The 19427-nt window shown below is 61.5% G+C and carries 22 protein-coding genes and 1 pseudogene; 12 read left to right on the forward strand and 11 right to left on the reverse strand.

The window, feature by feature from the left end; genetic code table 11:
* The first annotated feature begins 98 nt into the window (after window positions 1-98).
* Together FCS99_RS04505 and FCS99_RS04510 are read left to right on the forward strand one after the other, a co-directional pair.
* Window positions 99-740: an alpha-ketoglutarate-dependent dioxygenase AlkB gene (locus FCS99_RS04505; protein WP_138510882.1), complete on the forward strand. Its 642-nt coding sequence runs from the start codon at window positions 99-101 to the stop codon at window positions 738-740.
* A 147-nt stretch (window positions 741-887) separates the two neighbouring features.
* Complete coding sequence (locus FCS99_RS04510) at window positions 888-1235, forward strand: YMGG-like glycine zipper-containing protein (protein WP_138510883.1); 348 nt, start codon at window positions 888-890, stop codon at window positions 1233-1235.
* Window positions 1236-1242: 7 nt separating this feature from the next.
* Here FCS99_RS04510 and FCS99_RS04515 read toward each other — a convergent pair whose 3' ends face one another.
* The 5 genes from FCS99_RS04515 to hrcA all read right to left on the reverse strand — a co-directional run bounded on the left by FCS99_RS04515 (window position 1243) and on the right by hrcA (window position 6267).
* Window positions 1243-1584, reverse strand: a complete 342-nt coding sequence (locus tag FCS99_RS04515; protein ID WP_138510884.1) for a hypothetical protein — start codon at window positions 1582-1584, stop codon at window positions 1243-1245.
* Window positions 1585-3108 carry an FMN-binding glutamate synthase family protein gene (locus tag FCS99_RS04520; protein ID WP_138510885.1) on the reverse strand — a complete coding sequence of 508 codons (1524 nt, stop codon included), beginning with the start codon at window positions 3106-3108 and terminating at the stop codon, window positions 1585-1587.
* Window positions 3109-3196: 88 nt separating this feature from the next.
* A complete protein-coding gene (locus FCS99_RS04525) occupies window positions 3197-4495 on the reverse strand; it encodes a M48 family metallopeptidase (RefSeq protein WP_233352655.1) in 1299 nt (432 codons plus the stop codon).
* Window positions 4496-4585: 90 nt separating this feature from the next.
* Window positions 4586-5185, reverse strand: a complete 600-nt coding sequence (locus FCS99_RS04530; RefSeq protein WP_138510886.1) for a nucleotide exchange factor GrpE — start codon at window positions 5183-5185, stop codon at window positions 4586-4588.
* Between the two features lie 8 nt (window positions 5186-5193).
* Window positions 5194-6267 (reverse strand): heat-inducible transcriptional repressor HrcA, encoded by a 1074-nt coding sequence (gene hrcA / locus FCS99_RS04535; protein WP_138510887.1) that lies wholly within the window; start codon window positions 6265-6267, stop codon window positions 5194-5196.
* Between the two features lie 127 nt (window positions 6268-6394).
* Here hrcA and rph point away from each other — a divergent pair, with 127 nt between their 5' ends.
* Entirely contained in the window at window positions 6395-7111 is a 717-nt protein-coding gene (gene rph, locus FCS99_RS04540; RefSeq protein WP_138510888.1) for a ribonuclease PH, read from the forward strand.
* Between the two features lie 169 nt (window positions 7112-7280).
* Here rph and FCS99_RS04545 read toward each other — a convergent pair whose 3' ends face one another.
* On the reverse strand, window positions 7281-7514 hold the full coding sequence (locus tag FCS99_RS04545) for a helix-turn-helix domain-containing protein (RefSeq protein ID WP_138510889.1): 234 nt from the start codon (window positions 7512-7514) through the stop codon (window positions 7281-7283).
* A 12-nt stretch (window positions 7515-7526) separates the two neighbouring features.
* Window positions 7527-8075: a DUF2975 domain-containing protein gene (locus tag FCS99_RS04550; RefSeq protein WP_138510890.1), complete on the reverse strand. Its 549-nt coding sequence runs from the start codon at window positions 8073-8075 to the stop codon at window positions 7527-7529.
* A 371-nt stretch (window positions 8076-8446) separates the two neighbouring features.
* Between FCS99_RS04550 and rdgB the strand changes: the two genes are divergently transcribed.
* Window positions 8447-9037 carry an RdgB/HAM1 family non-canonical purine NTP pyrophosphatase gene (gene rdgB, locus FCS99_RS04555; RefSeq protein WP_138510891.1) on the forward strand — a complete coding sequence of 197 codons (591 nt, stop codon included), beginning with the start codon at window positions 8447-8449 and terminating at the stop codon, window positions 9035-9037.
* Window positions 9037-10191: a radical SAM family heme chaperone HemW gene (gene hemW, locus FCS99_RS04560; RefSeq protein ID WP_138510892.1), complete on the forward strand. Its 1155-nt coding sequence runs from the start codon at window positions 9037-9039 to the stop codon at window positions 10189-10191. Before rdgB ends, hemW begins: the two co-directional genes overlap by 1 nt.
* A gap of 3 nt (window positions 10192-10194) precedes the next feature.
* Here hemW and FCS99_RS04565 read toward each other — a convergent pair whose 3' ends face one another.
* Window positions 10195-11547 carry a penicillin-binding protein activator gene (locus FCS99_RS04565; RefSeq protein ID WP_138510893.1) on the reverse strand — a complete coding sequence of 451 codons (1353 nt, stop codon included), beginning with the start codon at window positions 11545-11547 and terminating at the stop codon, window positions 10195-10197.
* On the opposite strand from FCS99_RS04565, the gene rsmI reads away from it, so the two are divergent.
* From rsmI to FCS99_RS04595, 6 genes and pseudogenes are all read left to right on the forward strand, one after another.
* On the forward strand, window positions 11534-12442 hold the full coding sequence (rsmI, locus tag FCS99_RS04570; protein WP_233352657.1) for a 16S rRNA (cytidine(1402)-2'-O)-methyltransferase: 909 nt from the start codon (window positions 11534-11536) through the stop codon (window positions 12440-12442). The genes FCS99_RS04565 and rsmI overlap by 14 nt on opposite strands.
* On the forward strand, window positions 12439-12822 hold the full coding sequence (locus FCS99_RS04575) for a YraN family protein (protein ID WP_138510894.1): 384 nt from the start codon (window positions 12439-12441) through the stop codon (window positions 12820-12822). The genes rsmI and FCS99_RS04575 overlap by 4 nt, the downstream gene beginning before the upstream one ends.
* A gap of 32 nt (window positions 12823-12854) precedes the next feature.
* The gene (locus tag FCS99_RS04580; protein ID WP_138510895.1) at window positions 12855-13520 is read left to right on the forward strand and encodes a BON domain-containing protein; all 666 of its coding nucleotides are present in this window, start codon (window positions 12855-12857) and stop codon (window positions 13518-13520) included.
* Window positions 13517-14464: a glutathione synthase gene (gene gshB / locus FCS99_RS04585; RefSeq protein WP_138510896.1), complete on the forward strand. Its 948-nt coding sequence runs from the start codon at window positions 13517-13519 to the stop codon at window positions 14462-14464. Before FCS99_RS04580 ends, gshB begins: the two co-directional genes overlap by 4 nt.
* Before the next feature lie 207 nt (window positions 14465-14671).
* A pseudogene (locus tag FCS99_RS04590) lies at window positions 14672-15592 on the forward strand (YifB family Mg chelatase-like AAA ATPase); the annotation flags it as partial.
* An 878-nt stretch (window positions 15593-16470) separates the two neighbouring features.
* A complete protein-coding gene (locus tag FCS99_RS04595) occupies window positions 16471-16725 on the forward strand; it encodes a hypothetical protein (RefSeq protein WP_138510897.1) in 255 nt (84 codons plus the stop codon).
* A gap of 46 nt (window positions 16726-16771) precedes the next feature.
* Here FCS99_RS04595 and FCS99_RS04600 read toward each other — a convergent pair whose 3' ends face one another.
* Both FCS99_RS04600 and FCS99_RS04605 read right to left on the reverse strand, forming a co-directional pair.
* The gene (locus FCS99_RS04600; RefSeq protein WP_138510898.1) at window positions 16772-17539 is read right to left on the reverse strand and encodes an SMODS domain-containing nucleotidyltransferase; all 768 of its coding nucleotides are present in this window, start codon (window positions 17537-17539) and stop codon (window positions 16772-16774) included.
* Window positions 17536-18045 carry an SLATT domain-containing protein gene (locus FCS99_RS04605; RefSeq protein WP_138510899.1) on the reverse strand — a complete coding sequence of 170 codons (510 nt, stop codon included), beginning with the start codon at window positions 18043-18045 and terminating at the stop codon, window positions 17536-17538. Before FCS99_RS04605 ends, FCS99_RS04600 begins: the two co-directional genes overlap by 4 nt.
* Window positions 18046-18145: 100 nt before the next feature.
* Between FCS99_RS04605 and FCS99_RS04610 the strand changes: the two genes are divergently transcribed.
* Window positions 18146-18484, forward strand: a complete 339-nt coding sequence (locus FCS99_RS04610) for a hypothetical protein (protein WP_138510900.1) — start codon at window positions 18146-18148, stop codon at window positions 18482-18484.
* A gap of 580 nt (window positions 18485-19064) precedes the next feature.
* Here the strand turns inward: FCS99_RS04610 and FCS99_RS16085 are convergent.
* Window positions 19065-19364 carry a hypothetical protein gene (locus FCS99_RS16085; RefSeq protein ID WP_171036236.1) on the reverse strand — a complete coding sequence of 100 codons (300 nt, stop codon included), beginning with the start codon at window positions 19362-19364 and terminating at the stop codon, window positions 19065-19067.
* Window positions 19365-19427 lie beyond the last annotated feature (63 nt).

Consider the following 19427-nt stretch of genomic DNA (forward strand, 5'->3'; position numbering starts at 1 on the left):
CATTCGGCGCGAAATAGGCGGGTTTCGGGCTCTTCATGCCCCGGATTTGCGCAGATTCCGGGTGGAAGCGGGACCGGGTCTGTCCCATCTTCCGCGTCATGGCGACCCCTGTTCCTCCCCCGTCCGGCTTCCGTTTCCTGCCCGGCTATTTCGACCGCGCTGCCCAGACCGCTCTGATCGAGGCCGTCATGGCGGCGACGCAGGACGCGCCCTTCTGGCGCCCCACCATGCCGCGCACGGGCCAGCCCCTGTCGGTGAAGATGACGAATTTCGGTCCGCTGGGTTGGGTGACCGACAAGGCCAAGGGCTATCGCTATGAGCCGGCCCATCCGGAAACCGGCACGGCCTGGCCCGACTTGCCGCCGGCCCTGCTCGATCTCTGGACCGCCGTCGCGGACTACCCGGCTCCGCCGGAAGCCTGTCTGGTCAACTGGTACGGGCCGGACAGCAAGATGGGTCTCCATGTCGACTGGGATGAAGAGGCCACGGACGCCGCGGTCGTCTCGGTCTCGCTGGGGGACAAGGCCCGCTTCCGCATCGGCGGACCGGAACGCAAGGGCCGGACCTCGTCGCTGGTCCTGTCATCCGGTGATGTCGTCGTGCTCGGCGGTGCCGCCCGGCGCTGCTATCACGGTGTCGACCGGATCTATCCGGGCACCTCGACCCTTCTGCCCCCGGACGCGTTTTCCGGCGGCGGCCGCATCAATCTCACCATGCGCCGGGTCACGATCCCGGCTTGAACGCGTCTTGAACCTGTCCTGATACCGTTTCGGGTCTGTTCTGTGCCGGTTCCGGGCCCGCCCTGATGCCATTGTGGTGCTCCGGCGGAACGGTTTTGGGTCCCACGCGTTGCTCTTTCATGTCCAACCAGCATGGGAGACGTAGCCATGTACAAGTCTGTTATACTCGTCTCGATCGCCGCTGTGAGCCTGACCGCCTGTGGTGCCACCACGCGCGGCGCGGCCACCGGCGCAGCCATGGGGGCGGCAGCGGGGGCTGTCATCGGCAATAATACCGGGTCCGGCGATGCGGAGTCCGGGGCCATCATCGGTGGTGTGGTCGGCGGGGCCGCCGGCGCCTATGCCGGTTGCCGGTCCGAGGGCGGTTGCCGCTGGACGGAGGACAATCCGAACCAGTCGCGCCTCTATCTCGATGAACGCGCAAACCGCTATTATTACGTCAATAATCGCGATGGATGCACCTATTGGCGCAATGGCGAATACCGCGCCTGCTAGGCCGGGTTCAGCCGAACAATCGCCGGGCCAGGGCGCCCAGGACGACGACGGAAAACACCGGGACCATGACGGGGATCACCTTCAGGGCCCAGCTTTCCGGCAGGAAGAAGACATCCCGCTCCCAGCCCTCGGTCCGCCCGGTCATGCGGCAGGCCAGGGTCTGCAGGATGCAGGTCCCGCGATTGAGCAGGATGCCGATCAATATCCCCAGCGGGGGCAGGAGGGCCAGCACCGCCCACCGGCCCCCGTTTCCTGTCAGGGCATAGTGTGCCAGTGGCACCAGCATGGCGATGCAGACGACGACGATCAGCGTATGCACGAGCCGCAGGGCAAACAGGGCGACGGCCATTCAGGGTGTGTTCTCCGGGTCCAGAAAGGCATTGCCGGGGCGGGCCGGCAGGGGCGGCAGGCTGGCCATCGGAACGGACCGCCCATCGCCCAGCACGATGCGGACATGGTGTGGACGCAGCTCGCGCGGCTCTGCCACTCCACAGGAGTGGGCAATCATTTCAACATGTTCGCGGATGGTCCGGGCATATTCCGCCACCTTTTCCGCCTTGTCCTTCACGACCAAGCCGCGCTGCAACCGCTTGTCATGCGTGGTCACACCGGTCGGGCAGGTATTGCGATGGCATTTGAGCGCCTGGATACAGCCCAGGGAAAACATGAAGCCGCGCGCGCACTGGATGAAGTCGGCGCCGGCGGCAATCGCCCAGGCGGCATGTCCGGGGACCAGAAGCTTGCCGGAAGCGATCACCCGGATCCGGTCCTTCAGCCCGTACTGATCGCGTAGTGCGACCAGCATGGGCAGGGCTTCGCGCAGGGGCAGGCCGACATTGTCCATCAGGGCCATGGGCGCAGCGCCCGTTCCCCCATCCCCGCCATCGACCGTGATGAAGTCCGGAGCGTGCTCGATCCCGCGCCGTGTCACGGCCTCGAAAAGCTCCTCCAGGAAGGCCGGATCACTGATCACGCCTTTGAAACCGCAAGGCTTTCCCGTGACCTCGCGGATATGGCCGATCATGTCGAGCAGGCCGTCGGCATCGTCGAATTCGGGATGGCGGTTGGGGGAGATGGAGGCCTGACCGGGCTCGATCCCGCGAATGGCGGCAATTTCCTCGGTGACCTTGGCGCCGGGCAGGATACCGCCCTTGCCCGGTTTGGCGCCCTGGGCGAGTTTCAGCTCGAACATGCGGACCTGGTCATGGCCTGCGATGACCTTCAGCTTGTCATCGCTCAGTCCGCCGGTCCCGTTGCGGACCCCGTATTTGGCTGTTCCGATCTGGAAGACGATGTCGCACCCGCCCTCCAGATGCATGGAGGACAGACCGCCCTCGCCCGTATTCATCCAGATGCCGGCCTTGGCGGCACCCCGGGACAGGGCCCGGACCGCCGGTTTGGAGAGCGCTCCATAACTCATCCCGGAGATATTGAAGAAGGACGGCGCATCAAAGGGCTGGCGAGCGCCGGCACCAATCCGCAAGGGCTGGGTCTCGGCAGCGTGATCGTCCAGGGGCGGGAAGGGGTGATTCAGAAAGATGGCCGTGCCCGGCTTGTCCATCGGTTTTGTGGAGCCGAAGGGAATGGTGCCACCCTGCCCGTTCGCGGCGCGATAGATCCATTGCCTCTCAGCCCGGTTGAAGGGCAGCTCCTCACGGTCCAGGGCGAAGAAATACTGGCGGAAAAATTCGCCCAGATGCGTGAAGAGGTTCCGGAAGCGCCCGACCAGCGGATAGTTCCGCCGCACCGCATCCCTCGTCTGGCTGATATCGGCGATATAAAAGGCCAGCGCCACTATCGCCAGGCCGCCCAGGGTCAGGATGAAGCCCTGGGTCAGAAGGTTCATGGCCTGCATCGCCCAATTCGGCAGCATGATGCTCTTTCCTTCGCAAAGCGCAGACCGGCATCATGTCTGAGCCGGGCCGATCTGGCGAGAGGGCGCTGCCTATCGCCTTGATCTCTTAATCCGAATTCGCCGCTTCCAGCTCTGCCGAGATTTGTTCGGCACGGTCGATGCGCAGATCGCTGGACTGGTCATCGGCGCCCATCTCCAGCTGGCCGGCTTTCCAGTCCATGGCCATGGCAACCCGGGACTGGCCGGAGGGGTGGTCGAAGAACATGAATTCCTCCCAGCCCGAAGGCGAGATCTTGCGATAGGAGGACAGGCGCAGCGCCACGGTGGCGAACCCGTCCGGTTCGCGGGCGGCATTCAACCCGAAAATGTCAGCCTCGGCCTCATTGGTGTAGACGATGCGATTGTAGACCGGGGTCGTGACCAGGAAGAAGATCGTGAGGCAAGCGCTGAGCAGGGGCAGGCCGGCAATATCGCCGATATCCTTGACCCCCCAGCGCTGTCCGAACCGTTTGTTGGCCCATTTGAACAGACCATCGGCAAAGGCCAGGCCCAGCGCCAGCAAGACGCCGAAATAGATGAACATTTCCCAGATGTGATTGAGCACGTAATGGCCGATCTCATGGCCCATCACGGCGAGGACTTCATCCGCGTCCGCTTGTTCGACCAGCGTATCGGACAGGGCGATCCGTGTGGTGCCGAACAGGCCGGAGACATTGGCCGTGATCCGGTTGGACTGGCGCGAAACGTCGAAGACATAGACATCATCGGCCGGAATGCCGTTGGCGTGGGCGACGGCCAGGATGTCGTCGCGCAGCTCGCCCTCTTCCATCGGCGTGTAATCATTGAACAAGGGTTCGATATAGACCGGGGCGATCAGGAGCGCGAAGGCCATGAAGACGATGGCGATACCGGCGCCCCACAACCACCAGGCGGCCTTGGCGGCGCGGATCATGACGTAGAAGACCGTCAGGAAAACCGCGCCCATGATCGTGCTGACCAGGAGCTGCATCGCCCATTCTCCCAACCAGGCCGGCAGGGTCATGGTCGAGAGATTGTAGGCATGCTCCCGGATGAAGCCTTCATAGAGGGTCAGCGGGAAGGTCAGGACGGATGTGGCCAGCGACCAGGCGATGACGAAAAGCGGGATGGCCAGCCAGCGCCAGGGCATCCAGGCCTCGGCCTTGTCGCGCACAGTGCGGGCAAACCCGCTCTGAAGAAGAATGAAGGCGACGACCAGGCCGACGGCGGCATTGATGAGGATCAGCCAGTAGCCGCCTTCGAAATAGGAATCAGAGCGTTCGCGGGCTGCCCCGTCCAGGGTGGCCAGATAGGCCGAGACGGCCGAATCCGCATCGAAACCCGGCACGGCAGAGGTGGTCAGCCCTGCCAGTTCAATCATGGTCATGAAATCAACTCCCCGACCCGCAGCCGTCGCGGTCGGAAAGCATGAGGCGGCGATCCCGGACCCAAGTCAAGGATCGCCGGAACGGGTTCGTCAGGCCTTCACGTCGACATTGCCGCCGGAATCACCTGCCGAACCGCCACCGGGCTGGCCCGCCGAAACGGCGACCATGGCGGCCCGCAAGGTGCGGTCGCCAATCACGAAACCGGTCTGCATGACGGAGGCGATCTTGCCGGAAGGCTGGTCCGACGGGATTTGGGCCACGGCCTGGTGACGGTTCGGGTCGAACACATCGCCCGGGGCCGGGTCGATCATCTTCACGCCGTGACGCTCCATCTTGGAGAGCAGCGATTTCTCGGTCATGGCGATGCCTTCGACCAAATTCTTCAGCGCGTCCGAGGCGTTCTCCAGCTGGCTGGGCTCAAGGGCGGCCAGGGCGCGGGACAGATTGTCGGCCACGTCCAGCATGTCCTTGGCGAAGCTGGACACGGAATAGGCGCGGGCGTCGGCCACTTCCTTTTCAGCCCGGCGGCGCGTGTTCTGCGCATCCGCCAGGGCGCGCAGGCGATCGTCGCGCAGCGTGTCCAGTTCAGCCGTCAGCTCGGCAATCACGGCCTCCGGCGAATTGTCTTCGGCCGGGGCTTCGGTCTCTTCGGCTTCTGTGTCCGGCGTGATGTTTTCGTTGTCGCTCATATCGTTCTTCACTCTCGTCGCGTGCCGTCCAGGATCTGGCCGACGACACGGGCTGTGTAGTCGACCAGCGGAATAACACGGGCATAGTTCAAACGCGTGGGGCCAATTACACCCAGCGCGCCGATGATTTCCTGTTCCGAGTTCATATAGGGAGCCACGATCACGCTTGAACCCGACAGGCTGAAGAGCGGGTTTTCCGCGCCGATGAAGAGGCGGACCCCGTCCCCGTCGCGCGCCTTGTCCAGCAGGGTGATCAGTTCTTCCTTGCGTTCGATATCCTCGAACAGCATGCGGATGCGTTCCAGATCGCCGGCGGCATCGACGCTTTCCAGCAGGCGCGCCTGGCCGCGCACGATCAGGGCGCGATCATTCTTGCGGCCCGTCCAGTCGGCGAGCCCCTGTTTGACCAGGGTTTCCGCCGCCGTATCCAGCTGGGCGCGGCGCTCGTCGATTTCCTGGGCGATGGCCTTGCGCGCCTCGTCCAGGCTGCGCCCCTTGAGGCGGGCGGAGAGGTAATTGCCCGCTTCCACCAGTGTGGCCGGAAACATGCCCTCCGGCGTGCGCATCAGGCGGTTCTCCACCGAGCCGTCCTCGAAGACGAGAATGCCGAGGACTTCCTGGGCCGATAGGGGCACGAATTCGACATGGCGCAGCGGGGCTTCCCGTTTCGGCGTGACCACCAGGCCGGCTCCGCCGGCCAGCCCGCTGAGCAGGGCGGAAGCCTCGGACAGCAGGTCCTGTGTGGTGCGGCCTGAGCGGACGACCTTGCCCTCGATCGCCTTGCGCTCGTCCTCGGTCAGCTCACCGACTTGCAGGAGACCGTCCACAAAGAGTCGCAGGCCCGCATGGGTGGGCATGCGGCCGGCACTGGAATGCGGCGCGGACAGAAGGCCCAGCTGGGCGAGGTCCGCCATTGTGTTGCGGATCGAGGCCGGGGAGAGGGAGAGATTGCCGGTCTGGGACAGGGTGCGTGAGCCCACTGGTTCGCCCGAGCGCAGATAGGCTTCCACGATCTCGCGGAAGATCGTGCGCATGCGGTCATCCAGGGCGGACAGCGCGGATGCGTGCGGTATCGGGTTCATGCCCTTGAATTAGTCGCGCCCGGCGCAAGGTTCAATTCCTATTGATGCGCCGCGTCTTGTCGCCGGCGCTTGAAGCAGGCGGCGCATCCGTCTACCAGCCTAGCCAGACACCTGACGGAGAGAGACCATGAGACCAATGGGACGGGCGCGCGATGCGATGCGGGCTGTAACGCTGGAGGCCGGAGCCTCACTGTATGCGGAAGGCTCCTGCCTGGCCCGGTTCGGCGGGACGCATGTCCTGTGCACGGCCTCGATCGAGGAAAGCGTGCCGCCCTGGCTGCGTGGCGGTGGCAAGGGCTGGGTCACGGCGGAATACGGCATGCTGCCGCGCTCGACCCATACGCGTTCGCGCCGGGAAGCCGCAGCCGGCAAACAGTCCGGCCGGACCCAGGAAATCCAGCGCCTGATCGGCCGCTCCCTGCGCGCCGTGGTCGATCTGAAAGCCCTGGGCGAACGCCAGATCACGATTGACTGCGACGTGCTGCAGGCCGATGGCGGCACCCGGACCGCCGCGATCACGGGCGCGTGGGTCGCCCTGAAACAGGCCACCGGCTATTTGCTCGAGGAAGGCGTTCTCAAGAGCGATCCGGTTTATGGCCAGCTCGCCGCGATTTCCTGTGGTGTGATCGACGGGGAAACCCGTCTGGACCTGGAATATGAGGAAGACCGCCGCGCCGAAGCGGATGCGAATTTTGTGCTGACGGATAATGGCGGTATCGTCGAAATTCAGGCAACGGCGGAAGACAAGCCGATCCCGGAGAGCGATTTCACCGAATTGTTCTCGCTGGCCAAGGCCGGTGTCGCGGATCTCTGCGCCTTGCAGATGGCAGCCCTGAAGGGCTGAGACACGGATATCGCCGGTTCGCCGGCGATAAAGACAGACGGCGGGAGCGCGCTGGGGGGCTGAAAACGGCCCGCAAGGCTACTCTTGGGAAGGGGCGACCTTGCAGGCCCGCCCCCGCCGTCTGACCCGTCCGGTTTGACCCGGCCGGATTTCATTGTGACCTGTACGCCTATTCGGCGGCGTCCTGGTCCTCATCATCCTCATCATCGAAACTCAGCAGATCGCCAGGCTGGCAGCCGAGTTCGCGGCAGAGCGCTTCCAGGGTGGAGAAGCGGACGGCCTTGGCCTTGCCCGTCTTCAGGATGGACAGGTTGGCCATGGTGATACCCACGCGATCGCACAGCTCTGTCAGGGACATGCGGCGCTCGAGGAGCATTCGGTCGAGGGTGACGCGGATTGGCATGTGTGCGTCCCCCTAAATCGTCAGTTTTTGTTCTTGGCGCATTTTCGCACCTTCGCGGAAGACTTCCGCCAGGACCAGCAGGGCGGCCACTGCAAACCAGGCCCCGAGGTCGACATTCCAGCTCGCTGTCAGCTCCTGTCCGCCGATGACCGGCTGACCGAGCATGGTCAGCAGCATGGCCACCGCCCCCTGCGTGACGTGACGCAGGATCTGGAAGCCCGCGATCGCCAGGGCAATGATCCGCAGATGTCCGGCATTTTCCGGAACAAAGGGATCGCCGGCGATCAGCGTCGAGAAAATCCGGCGCAGACGATCGATCACGATCATCACGGCGATGATTTCCGCCACCAGGATCGGGAACAGCCAGCCATTGTCGCGGATATCTTCCAGCAACACGGTGACCGGACCGGGCGAATAGCCCAACAGATCCATGATCAGCGTTGCCCCGGCTGCCAGGATGACCAGCGCCGCAATCGCCAGGAGAATCCAGGCGAGATACCAGACAATATCGAGCACCACCTTGATGATGGAGGCAATTGAGCCTTGGCCCAGTGTTTTCATGCCCGCCCCTTCCCGTGTCGCAGATGAGGCCTGTGAACGGCGCTCCGTTCGTCAGGCCTCACCCGTCCTTAGCAATCATGCAGCAACCGGGGCAATCGCGTAGAACGCACCGGCAGCCACCGAAACCAGCAACATCACATTGACCGCGATCGACGCGACCGTGCGAAAGCTGGAATTGTTGGACCTGACCATCTCCTGTTTCCTTTCTCTTGTATCTGACCAATTCACGTTATCTGTCTTGCGTGTGGGACGGTGTCTCCCGTCCTTGTTGTTTATCGATAAACAGAAACATTCGGACGCGCAAGCAAAAAATATCGTTTTTCGATATGAATTTTTCGAAAGGCGATAAAAACCGGGAGCCAGACAGCCTCATGGCAGGGACTGAAACATGGGTGCTCGCCAGCCATAATGCGGGCAAAATCAAAGAGTTGAGTGATATTCTGGCACCGTTTGGAATCGCCCTGAAAAGCGCTGCGGACCTGGATTTGCCGGAGCCGGAAGAGACGGAAGACAGTTTCGAGGGCAATGCCGGGTTGAAAGCCCGGGCGGCCTGCGAGTCGACGGGCCTGGTGTGTCTGGCAGATGATTCCGGCTTGGCTGTGGATGCGCTGGACGGGGCGCCGGGCATTTATTCGGCCCGCTGGGCGGGCGAGCCCCGGGATTTCGGCCGGGCCATGCAGATGGTGCAGGATGAATTGGGCGATGCGGCAGACCGGACCGCGCGCTTCGTCTGTGTGATCGCCCTTGCCCGCCCGGACGGATCGATGGCGCATTATCGCGGCGAAGTGGTGGGTGAGATCGTCTGGCCGCCACGAGGCGAGGCCGGTTTCGGCTATGATCCGATCTTTCAGCCGGAGGGCGAGACGCGGACTTTTGCGGAAATGTCGGCCGCGGAAAAGCGGGCATTGAGTCATCGCGGACGGGCTCTCGCCTTGATGGCCGCCGCTGAACTGGGCGCGTGATGGACGGTCTGACTCATCCGGGCGATGCGCTGGGACTGTATGTTCACTGGCCCTATTGCGCCCGGATCTGCCCTTATTGTGATTTCAATGTCTACCGCCCGCGCGGTGATGATGACGCGCTTTTGGCTGCCATACTCGAAGACATGGCCGCCTGGCGCGCGCGGACCGGCTCGCGCTCCCTGGTGAGCCTGCACTTCGGCGGTGGTACGCCCTCGCTCATGACACCGGACCAATTGGGTCAGGTGATCGAGGCGGCGGACCGCTTGTGGGGGCTGGAGACCGGGGCGGAGATCGGCCTGGAGGCCAATCCGAAAGACCAGGACGGGTTTGCCGGCATGGCGTCGGCCGGGATCAACCGGCTCTCCCTGGGGGTTCAGAGCTTTGATGATGCCGCCCTGGTCGCGCTGGGCCGGGATCATGATGCCCGCATGGGCGAGACCTCGATCGAGGCGGCTCTGTCCGTCTTTGACCGGGTCTCTCTTGACCTGATCTATGCCCGGGCCGGCCAGACCGAGGCCCATTGGGAAGGGGAGTTGAGGAAGGCTCTCGCCAGCGGGGTCAGCCATCTTTCGCCCTATCAATTGACGATCGAGCCCGCCACCGCGTTCGGAAAGCGGGCCAGCCGCGGCGAGGAACTCTCCGTGACCGAGGACCTGGGGGCGGACCTGTTCGACCTGACCCAATCCGTGTGCGAGGCGGCGGGCTTCCCGGCTTATGAGATTTCCAATCATGCCCGCTCAGTCGGGGACCGCTCGGTTCACAACACGCTCTATTGGGCGGGGGGCGACTGGATCGGTGTGGGTCCGGGCGCCCATGGACGCCTGGGCCGCAGCACGCATGCCGGTCGGATTGCCAGCGAGGCACTGCGCCGGCCGGCGGATTATCGCGCGGGGCCGGTCCGCCATGAAGAGAGCTGTCTGAGCCCGGCCGATGACGCGGCGGAACGCATTCTCATGGGCATGCGGGTCGTTGAGGGGCTCGATCTCAACCGGCTGGCAGCGGCGACCGGCATGAGCGTGGACGCGGACGGGCTGGCGCGCATGAAGGTGCAGGGTTTCGTCGAGCAGAACGGGTCACGCATCCGGCTGACGCGGGACGGGCGCTTGCTGGCAGACGGGGTGTCGGGCGAGCTCGTGCCCGATATGGAGGCCTAGAGCCTAGAAAGCTTCCGGTTCAAAGCTCAGCGGGGCCGGCTCGATTTCTCGCAGGCCGCGCGACCGGATTTCATAGATCGCCAGGCCGCGCTCGATCAGACCGTCGGCATGGAAACGGAAGAGCCCGTCTGCACCCATGAAGCCCTGGGCTTCCTCGATCGCTTCCGGGGAAAAGCCCAGCTCGCCGCCATCCAGATGGGCGGCCAGGGCCATGGCGTCATAAGCCAGGCTGGCGATCCGTGACGGTTCGGATCCATAGGTGGCTTCATAACTGGTCTCGAAATTCACCCGGGCCGACTGGTCGGGACCGGCAAACCAGCCGCCATGCAGTGCTGGTTCGCGCAACAGGTCCGGGTCATTCCACAGGCCGGTGCCCAGGAAGCGCACGACCAGCGGGTCGACATTCTGGGAGATCAGGAGCGGCCCCAGCGCGCGGAGGCGGGTCCCGCCTTCCGGCAGGATCACGGCCTGGAAAGGCGCTTCCGGATCGGGCATCCATTCGGTCTGGCGCAGCTCGTCGGCCTCTTCCGGGGTCAGCGGTTCGAAAACGCCTTCGGCGAGACGGGCCGAAGCGCGCGCCATGGCTTCCACATCACCGGTATAGAAGGATTCCGCGGTGACACTGCCCAGCGTCAGATTGGTCGTGTTCTGCAGCGCATTGTAGACGGCCAGGCCATAGCGGTCCTGCGGGCCCAGATAGGCAAAGCGCTCGACACCCTGGCGCGCCGCATAATCGACGATGCGGTTCACCTCGATTTCCGGCGGGAAACTCATAAGATAGACGCCATTGCCGGCCACGCTGGTATCCGTGGTGAAGGCAATCACGGGGATATCCGCCTGCCGGGCCACGTCTGCTGCCGCTTCAACAGAGGTTCCGAACAGCGGGCCGATGATCAGGTCGGCGCCATCCTCGGCAGCGGCCTGGGCTGCGGCACGGGCACCCTCCGGCGTTCCCTGGGTGTCCTTGGGGATCATGAGAAGATTGCCGCCAGCGCGTTCGAACAGGGCCAGCTCGGCTGCGCGCAGCAGGCGCAGGGCTTCACCGCGGGCGCCGGAATTTTCGGCGGAGAAGGGCAGGAGCACCGCCACGCGGGCAATGTCGCGGCCCTGCATGTGCGGCGGGATCAGGCCGGTTTCCAGGGAGGGGGTCGGCTCTTCTGGCTCGGGTTCCGGTTCGGGCTCGGGCTGCGGCAGGGGCTGCTGCGGGATTGGCTGTTGCGGTGGGGGCGGAGCGGGTGTGCTGCAGGCGGCCAGGACCAGGCCGGTGACGCCGATGACGGCAAGGAGGCGCGGTCGCGCGCTTTGTGCCATGGTGGCGAGACAGGCGAAAAGACGCGACGAAATGACTGACAGCATGACCGGTTCATCCAGTGAAATTCAGGGCGAAGCTAGCCGCCACCGCGTCTCGGGGCAAGCGCTGGCCCCCGGGCTTTACCTGGTGGCGACACCGATCGGGAATCTGCGGGATATCACCCTGCGGGCATTGGATGTGCTGGGCGCGGCGGATCGGGTCCTGGCCGAGGATACACGGGTCACCCGCCGCCTCCTCGACGCCCATGGCATAAGGGCGGAGCTGCAGCCCTATCATGATCATAACGGGGAGAAGGTCCGGCCGGGCATTCTGGACGCCCTGGCCGACGGGGCGGTGATCGCGCTGGTCTCCGATGCCGGCACGCCCTTGGTGTCCGATCCGGGGTTCAAGCTGGCCCGTGAGGCGATTGCCCGCGATATCAACGTGATCGCCATCCCCGGAGCTTCGGCCGTGCTCGCCGCCCTGTCGATCGCCGGACTCCCGACCGACTGTTTCACCTTCGCCGGCTTCCCGCCGCAAAAGACCGGCGCCCGGGAAACCTGGCTGGAGGGCTTCGTGGATGTCCCGGGAAGCCTGGTCATCTATGAGGGCAATTCCCGGCTCGCGGCCAGCCTCGCCTCGATGGCCAGGATACTGGGTGACCGGCCGGCGGCCGTGTGCCGCGAGCTGACCAAATTGCACGAGGAAGCCCGGCGCGGCCGTCTATCGGAACTGGCCAAATACTATGACGAAACCGGTTCACCACGGGGTGAAATTGTCATCGTGATTGGTCCGAAACAGGATCAGGACTGGGATGAAACCCGCATAGACACGGCCTTGGGTGAGGCCATGAAGCGATTGCGGGTGAAGGATGCTGCTGCCGAAGTGGCGGCGCAGTCGGGTTGGTCCCGCCGGGATGTCTATGCCCGCGCCCAGGCGCTGAAGGATGCGGCCGGGTGAGGGGTAAGCGGCAGGCGGCAGAAGCGCGCGGCCGATGGGCCGAGCGGCTCGCCATGCTCATCCTCACCCTCAAGGGTTACCGCCTGCTGGACCATCGCGCCCGCACCCGGGCCGGCGAGATCGATCTCGTGGCGCAGCGGGGCGAGTATCTGGTTTTCATCGAGGTGAAGGCGCGTCCGGATCTGGACGAGGCGCAGGCGGCGCTTGGGACGCGGCAGCGCGAGCGGATCATCCGGGCTGCGAGTGTGTGGATGGCCCGTCATCGCCGTTTTTCGGGCTTGTTTCCCCGCTACGACCTGTTTCTGGTCGCGCCCTGGCGCTGGCCGGTGCATCATCGCGCGGCCTGGGTGCCGGATGATCGCGCCCGCAATCTGCTTTAGGGTTCACCCCGTCGATTCGACAGGAGAGAGTCATGTCCCGTTTCTTGCTGATCCCGCTCATGGTCGGCGTGTTAAGTGCCTGTTCGACCGTGCTGCCGGAACGCTCCATTGGCCGCTCTTTTGATGACACGAACGCCTCCGTGGCGATCAAGTCGCAAATGCTGCGGGTTGAGGGCTTTGCCTTGGACGGCGTCGATGTGGAAGTGACCGAGGGGATTGCCCTGCTGACGGGCCGCGTTCCGCGCGAGGATGATCGCCAGATGGCGGAATGCCTGGCCTGGTCGTCACCGGCGATCCGCAATGTCGCCAATGAGCTAGAGGTCGGCGAGGGACAGGCTTTCCGCGACCGGACACGTGACACGCAGATCACGGCCCGGGTGAATGCCCGCCTGGTCTCGGACCGGGATGTCCGCTCGATCAATTTCAATGTCGAGACCCATGACGGCACGGTTTATCTGCTGGGCGTGGCGCGCAATCGCGGCGAGCTGGAACGCGCAACCTCACATGCCTCACTGGTCGAGGGTGTCAGCGAGGTGATTTCCTATGTCCGCGTGGCGGGCACCGATCTCAACCTGCCGGCCCGGGGTGAGCGCCGGGCCAGCGCGTGTGCGGGTGAAGCCCTGCCCTCTCTTGATCCGGGAAATTCAGCCCCTAACTCCGGTCCGCAATTGCTGGGTGGCCCGGAGACAAATCAATGAGCCTGCGCGTAGCGGTCCAGATGGACCCGATCGAAACGGTCAATGTCGATGCCGACACGACCTTTGCCCTGATGGAAGAAGCGCAGGCCCGGGGTGCGGACCTCTTCGTCTATCATCCAGACTCCCTGGCCTGGCAGGAAGGCCGGGTGCTGGCGCGGGCGCGGCCGGTCCGTGTCCGCCATGAGCAGGGCCATCATGCGGATCTGGGTGAGCCGGTCCTGCTGGATCTGGCTGAGGATGTCGATGTCGTCCTGATGCGTCAGGACCCGCCCTTCGACATGGCTTACCAGACGGCTGCCCACATTCTGGAATTCCTCAAGGGCCAGACCCTGGTGCTCAATGACCCGGCCTGGGTCCGGTCGAGCCCGGAGAAGATCATGCCCCTGCTCTTCCCGAACCTGATCCCGCCGACCCTGATCACCCGGGACGTGGGGGCCCTGAAGGCGTTCCGCGACACCCATTCCGACATCATCATCAAACCGCTCTACGGCAATGGCGGGGCCGGTGTGTTCCGGCTCAAGCCGGGGGATGGAAATTTCTCCTCCCTGCTGGAAATGTTCTTTGCCCAGTCGCGCGAACCCGTTGTTGCGCAAGCCTTCCTGCCGGCCGTCTCCAAGGGCGACAAGCGCGTGCTGATCATTGATGGTGAGCCGGTTGGTGCCATCAACCGCGTGCCGCAAAAGGGCGAAACCCGCTCCAACATGCATGTTGGTGGCGTGGCCGAAGCCTCGGAGCTGGACGAAGCCGACCTGGCCATCTGCAAGGCGATCGGTCCGGTCCTGAAGGAACGCGATCTGGTCCTGGTCGGGATTGATGTGATCGGCGGCCGCATGACCGAAATCAATGTCACCTCGCCGACCGGTGTTCAGGAATTGAAACGCTTCTCCGGAATCGATACGTGCGCGATCTTCTGGGACTGCGTTGAGGCGCGTCTGGCCGGGTAGTCAATTTGCACGCTTGACGTGTGTTCCAAAATGTTCCAACTTTGTTCCCGATTTGGACTTCGGGATGGTTAAGCCTGTGGAAAACCCAATGCTGATGGCGGGTTAGCGGTTTCTTAAGAAATTCGCCCCGGCCTTTTGGCAGACGGTCGTTTCCTGCCACGACACGCCCGAACACGGTTTCTATGTTTCGGTATGTCGGGGAATAGCATGGCGGCACGGACAAGCTCAGTAGCGTTCGAGGGAGCCGAAGCCCGCCGGGTTGAGGTGCAAGTCCAGATTGCAGGCGGGTCCCAGCCGATCTTTTCCGTCGTGGGTCTGGGCGACAAGGCGGTCAATGAAAGCCGGGAACGGGTGCGCGGGGCTTTCTCAGCGATCGGCCTGTCCCTGCCGTCGAAACGCCTGATCGTGAATCTGGCGCCGGCGGACCGGCCCAAGGAGGGGGCGCACTTCGATCTGCCCATCGCAATCGGTGTCCTCGCCGAGCTCGGCGTTCTGCCCAAGGATGCTGCCGAGGACTATCTCGTCTTCGGGGAGCTGGGGGCCGACGCCCGTATCCGTCCGGCGCCTGGAGCGCTGCCCGCAGCGGTCGCAGCCAATGCCGCCGGATTGTCGCTGATCTGTCCGGAGGCCAGTGGTCCGGAAGCCGCCTGGGCGGGTGGCGATCTGCCCATTCTGGCCCCGGCGACGCTGATCCAGCTGATCAATCACTTCAAGGGCAGCCAGGTCCTGGCCCGTCCGGCGCCGGGTGAGCTCGTCGAAACCGACGCCTTGCCGGATCTGCGCCAGGTGAAGGGTCAGGAAAGCGCCAAACGGGCCGTCGAGATCGCGGCGGCCGGACACCATAATCTCCTCATGGTCGGCCCACCCGGTTCGGGCAAGTCCATGCTGGCCGAACGCCTGCCCGGGCTCTTGCCACCGCTCGACCCGTCCGAACTGCTGGACGTGTCCATGATCCATTCCGTGGCGGGTCTGCTGGAACGGGGCTGTCTGACCCGGTCACGCCCTTTCCGCTCGCCCCACCACTCCGCTTCTATGGCGGCCATGGTCGGGGGCGGTACGCGGGCCCGGCCCGGTGAGGCCTCCCTGGCGCACCATGGGGTGCTCTTTCTCGACGAATTGCCGGAATTCCACGGCATTATGTAGCAAATGCACAAAAAAAGTGGTCGTACGATGTATTGTTATGAGAGGTCTTGGACCATCTTAGCTGTCTTTCGGTCTCGTGATTTAGGTGAATCATCTAATATTTGTTTGTTCTTATCAAGGTGAAGACGAGCACCATCCGATTCCACATATTCATTCAATATTGCGCGCACTAATTTCGACAGTGTGAGCCCATGACCAGATGCAGCATTATGCAAATGATTATATGTTTCCTCATCGAGAGAAAGTGAAAATCGTTTGATCTTGGATGTTTGACTCATGGATGGCTCCAATTATTGATCCAGAGCAGTTTTACAGCCGCTGACGCCTGAAAGATTAAGAAAAGGCAGACAAACATGAACCCCAAACGATGGAGACTTTGGTTATAGAAGGGAAATCGCTTCATCGTGTTTGGCATCCTATCATCTAGAATGAGGAACAGCATCTCGATGGATGCGATTATGCTCATAATTTGAAACATCAGCGCGCGCTCCCATACATTCTGTGTCACAGGAACTGTAAGCGATGAGCAATTAACAGAGACTTAAAAGTGCACCAATTGCACTCCGGTATAGAGTTCCAAAACTCTGACTTGTTATGGCAAAAACACTATATGTGGTAGGAATAAAACAGGAACGACCGCCACCACTTGACGAAGAATGGTTTCCGCTATTTCATTTTGTGGAGCGGAGTCGAAAAGGGCCGCAGGGTCTTCCACACCCGTACGGCCCAGATCGATTTCGTCCCCGTGACCATTGTTGGTGGTCGAGCGCGGGGCGTGTGCGGAAATCGGATGGCTACGGAATCGCGATCTGACTCTGGTGTCAAGGCTCGACCACGCATTTTGGCAAGAAAGGCCAAGTGTTATGTCAAGCTATGATGTAGCCCTGATTAAAGAACAGGGCGTCACCTTCGCAGTGGTCTCGGTCAAGGACCACATCCTTCACAACACCCATGAGTCCAACAAGGCGGTCGAAGCGTTCAGCTACGAGTTTGGCTGTCCCGCCGTGATCATGGGGGCGAGGAACCATAAGCTTTATGGGCGTCGCGATCTGGTGAATTTCCTTTCGAGGATTTCCATTTCGCGGCTGCCGTGGAAGCGCTGGAACCGCGCAGCATAGTCCGGGTGGCCGAATGTCACCGAACGACGTTCGGCCACTCATTCACTCACGGTATGAGCTTGCACAATTCCGTCTCGGCCAATGCCGGATATCCGGCATTTTCGTAGCTCCGCACCTCATCCACAATTCGTTTCGCCCGCCGAATTTCATTGTTCCGCCACTCTGCGGATTCATTGGGGCTAAGACTGTCAAAGACATGGAACACATAGTCTCGCAAGTTTGAGCAGAGGAAGTAGTTTCTGTCCGTGATCCATTTTTCAAATCTGAAACTGTCAAAAACATGATTTCTGTTGGCGTTCCATATTTTTGCTAGTCGAATTGTTGGTTTCAGCTTTGAGCCTTCCTCTCCATTCCGCTCTGATAAATGAGAGCTGAATTCAAGAGGCGAAGTTCCCTGCCAACCAAGAGCCAAATCTGGAATTTGATACTCTCGCCACAAAGACGTTATCGCTGGTACCAAATCAAATTTGATATGGTTTAGCTCTAGAACCAGTGAAGGCGAGTCCTGCTTTATGGACGAACTGGGGTAGTAATACTCTGCGAATTTTTTCAGCCGGGCCAAATAGGTTTGTGGCTGAAAGCTTCCGTCTGCGAAAACCACCATATAGTCGATGTCTGATCGCGAGTCGTATGACCTCGGTAAGATAGTGCCGCGCGTTGACGACCCGAACCGGAAGTGCCGAACAAGGTCGTTTCCAAAATAAGAATCCAGCCGCGCTGAAATGGTATTGATTGAAGTCGTTATGGAGGCTTGCTCCGGCCCCGATAGAATCGCGGCTGATGCCCTGCTCTGCAAATGGCCCAGAACACTCATTTTGTTACTCCATCATCAACTTCATGAAGTGCTTCACCTTCTTCAATGCCTTTGCGTGCTTTTTGAAAATCAGAGTTCAAGAATGTGGGTGCAGCGCGGTTTAGGTCTTTTTGGCGGCTCACAAGAACGTCCAGCAGGTCAGACGTTAGTGAAACGTCATCCGCTGTTGGGAGACGAATTGTTCGGAACCGCCTAACATCGCCCTTGAGTGCAAGGTATTGATCGCCTGCACCCTTGTGCTCAGCGGCTTGTTCGGCGGGTTTTAGAAAAGTTAGCAGAGCGGTTAGGATCGTTGCGGCCAGTGACAGAACACCCGCAACTACATGATAATCTGCGAAGATGGCTGTTCCGGCGGCTGCGCTAGATATAACGGCACAACTTCCCAGAATCCGATGTTGCCACGTCAGCCGTTCCGTAGCGTTGAAATGGGCTTTACCCGTGTATTTGCAGTCTTCTTCGACCCTGCGAAGCTCCGCATCGATGCTCGATCTCGTGTCTTCGTTCATAACGCCCCAACCTTTTCATTCGGAACTTACATGGGGGTTCCAACCGCAGGTGTGATCCTCGTCACGTAAAAGTGCTGTGGATTACGGGCCTAAGTACTAGATGGAAAACAACAATGCCGATCAGGCACAGTCTCAAAGTACGATTGTCTGCCGCGCTCTGGCGCTAACCGATGAGGCTTGGCGAGCCAACGCTGCTGGACGTGAATTTGACTTTCGTCGGGTAGAAATGGGGTTCGAGGCATTGCTGGCCTCTGTCGCCACTATGGAACTAGACCCTTCTCTTGAAAGAGACCCGGTCGTGTCAAACATTCTCAGAGTGCTTTCTTCATCCAACGTGATAGCGCGGCGCTACGATCACCGCCACGCATTCGATCTGCTAGTGCGAGCCGCCGGACCGATCACCGACAAGGCAAAGTGTTTAGATACGGCGAAACGCTAGTTTCTAGGCCTACTACGGTAATGCCCTCGAACGTAAGTTCCATCAGATCGATAGTAGCCTTGGACGTATACAGTTCTTGGCCTGCCGGTCTGGCTGCTAATGTCGCCATAACACGACCCGTTCTCAGCACAGTGTGGTCTAGTGCCGGTAGGTGAATTGACACTCGACGAACTCAGATAGTCAGTTCGCGCAATGATGGCTTCCTCGACAGAGTCATACTGATTGCCATTGAAAACATAGACAGGTGAAAACGATGAGGCCGGAATGCCGTCACTAGAAACGTTTGCGCCGGAAGGCCGATAACAGTGACAGGTGTCTTGGTATTCTAGAGACGCCCCGTCACCTGTCTCTCGTCTCAGCGGGTTCTGAACCACTTCGATTGGCGGGATTTGGCCTTTTTGTTGGGCAATGTAGGCAGCAGACTGCGGCCCCATCAGCGGACTTGTGGGACCATAGTAAGAACACGCACTCAAAAGAATGGCCGCAAACGTCACTGTGATAAGCCGCACGATCACCTCCCGCTTTTCGTGTGGAACGTTCTATCACATCTAGTCGTAGACCTACTAGGCAGGCTGATTGCCTAATCAACGTAGTAGCTCGTCCCCCAATCCGGTTCGGCGGTGTAGCGGACAACGCAACGCATGGTTTGTTGTCCCATTCCGCCGAAGCCGTTACGCGCCGTGACATCCCACGTGACGATGTAACTATGATTGCTTGCTGATCGAACCGAGCTGTTTTCAAAACGCGAACCAGCCGGTTCGCGAAGGCGTTCTCGCAAGTGTTCTTTGCAAATGCCTGCGGCATCAATTTCAGGATTGAACTCACAACCAGAAGCCAGCACGCACGTAGCCGCCAGCAGGAACACCTGCTTCACACGCATCACGATCTCCATGTAAATATAAGAAGATCGTATATCGCAAAATCGTATTTATGCAAGCGCTGG

It is taken from the genome of Maricaulis alexandrii (genome assembly GCF_005871165.1).
Classification (GTDB): Bacteria; Pseudomonadota; Alphaproteobacteria; order Caulobacterales; family Maricaulaceae; genus Maricaulis; species Maricaulis alexandrii.

Coding starts and splice junctions, on each gene's coding strand:
- FCS99_RS04505 (WP_138510882.1), top strand. CDS start 99: ATGGCGACCCCTGTTCCTCCCCCGTCCGGCTTCCGTTTCCTGCCCGGC.
- FCS99_RS04510 (WP_138510883.1), top strand. CDS start 888: ATGTACAAGTCTGTTATACTCGTCTCGATCGCCGCTGTGAGCCTGACC.
- FCS99_RS04515 (WP_138510884.1), bottom strand. CDS start 1,584: ATGGCCGTCGCCCTGTTTGCCCTGCGGCTCGTGCATACGCTGATCGTC.
- FCS99_RS04520 (WP_138510885.1), bottom strand. CDS start 3,108: ATGCTGCCGAATTGGGCGATGCAGGCCATGAACCTTCTGACCCAGGGC.
- FCS99_RS04525 (WP_233352655.1), bottom strand. CDS start 4,495: ATGACCATGATTGAACTGGCAGGGCTGACCACCTCTGCCGTGCCGGGT.
- FCS99_RS04530 (WP_138510886.1), bottom strand. CDS start 5,185: ATGAGCGACAACGAAAACATCACGCCGGACACAGAAGCCGAAGAGACC.
- hrcA (WP_138510887.1), bottom strand. CDS start 6,267: ATGAACCCGATACCGCACGCATCCGCGCTGTCCGCCCTGGATGACCGC.
- rph (WP_138510888.1), top strand. CDS start 6,395: ATGAGACCAATGGGACGGGCGCGCGATGCGATGCGGGCTGTAACGCTG.
- FCS99_RS04545 (WP_138510889.1), bottom strand. CDS start 7,514: ATGCCAATCCGCGTCACCCTCGACCGAATGCTCCTCGAGCGCCGCATG.
- FCS99_RS04550 (WP_138510890.1), bottom strand. CDS start 8,075: ATGAAAACACTGGGCCAAGGCTCAATTGCCTCCATCATCAAGGTGGTG.
- rdgB (WP_138510891.1), top strand. CDS start 8,447: ATGGCAGGGACTGAAACATGGGTGCTCGCCAGCCATAATGCGGGCAAA.
- hemW (WP_138510892.1), top strand. CDS start 9,037: ATGGACGGTCTGACTCATCCGGGCGATGCGCTGGGACTGTATGTTCAC.
- rsmI (WP_233352657.1), top strand. CDS start 11,534: ATGACTGACAGCATGACCGGTTCATCCAGTGAAATTCAGGGCGAAGCT.
- FCS99_RS04565 (WP_138510893.1), bottom strand. CDS start 11,547: ATGCTGTCAGTCATTTCGTCGCGTCTTTTCGCCTGTCTCGCCACCATG.
- FCS99_RS04580 (WP_138510895.1), top strand. CDS start 12,855: ATGTCCCGTTTCTTGCTGATCCCGCTCATGGTCGGCGTGTTAAGTGCC.
- gshB (WP_138510896.1), top strand. CDS start 13,517: ATGAGCCTGCGCGTAGCGGTCCAGATGGACCCGATCGAAACGGTCAAT.
- FCS99_RS04595 (WP_138510897.1), top strand. CDS start 16,471: ATGTCAAGCTATGATGTAGCCCTGATTAAAGAACAGGGCGTCACCTTC.
- FCS99_RS04600 (WP_138510898.1), bottom strand. CDS start 17,539: ATGAGTGTTCTGGGCCATTTGCAGAGCAGGGCATCAGCCGCGATTCTA.
- FCS99_RS04605 (WP_138510899.1), bottom strand. CDS start 18,045: ATGAACGAAGACACGAGATCGAGCATCGATGCGGAGCTTCGCAGGGTC.
- FCS99_RS04610 (WP_138510900.1), top strand. CDS start 18,146: ATGGAAAACAACAATGCCGATCAGGCACAGTCTCAAAGTACGATTGTC.
- FCS99_RS16085 (WP_171036236.1), bottom strand. CDS start 19,364: ATGCGTGTGAAGCAGGTGTTCCTGCTGGCGGCTACGTGCGTGCTGGCT.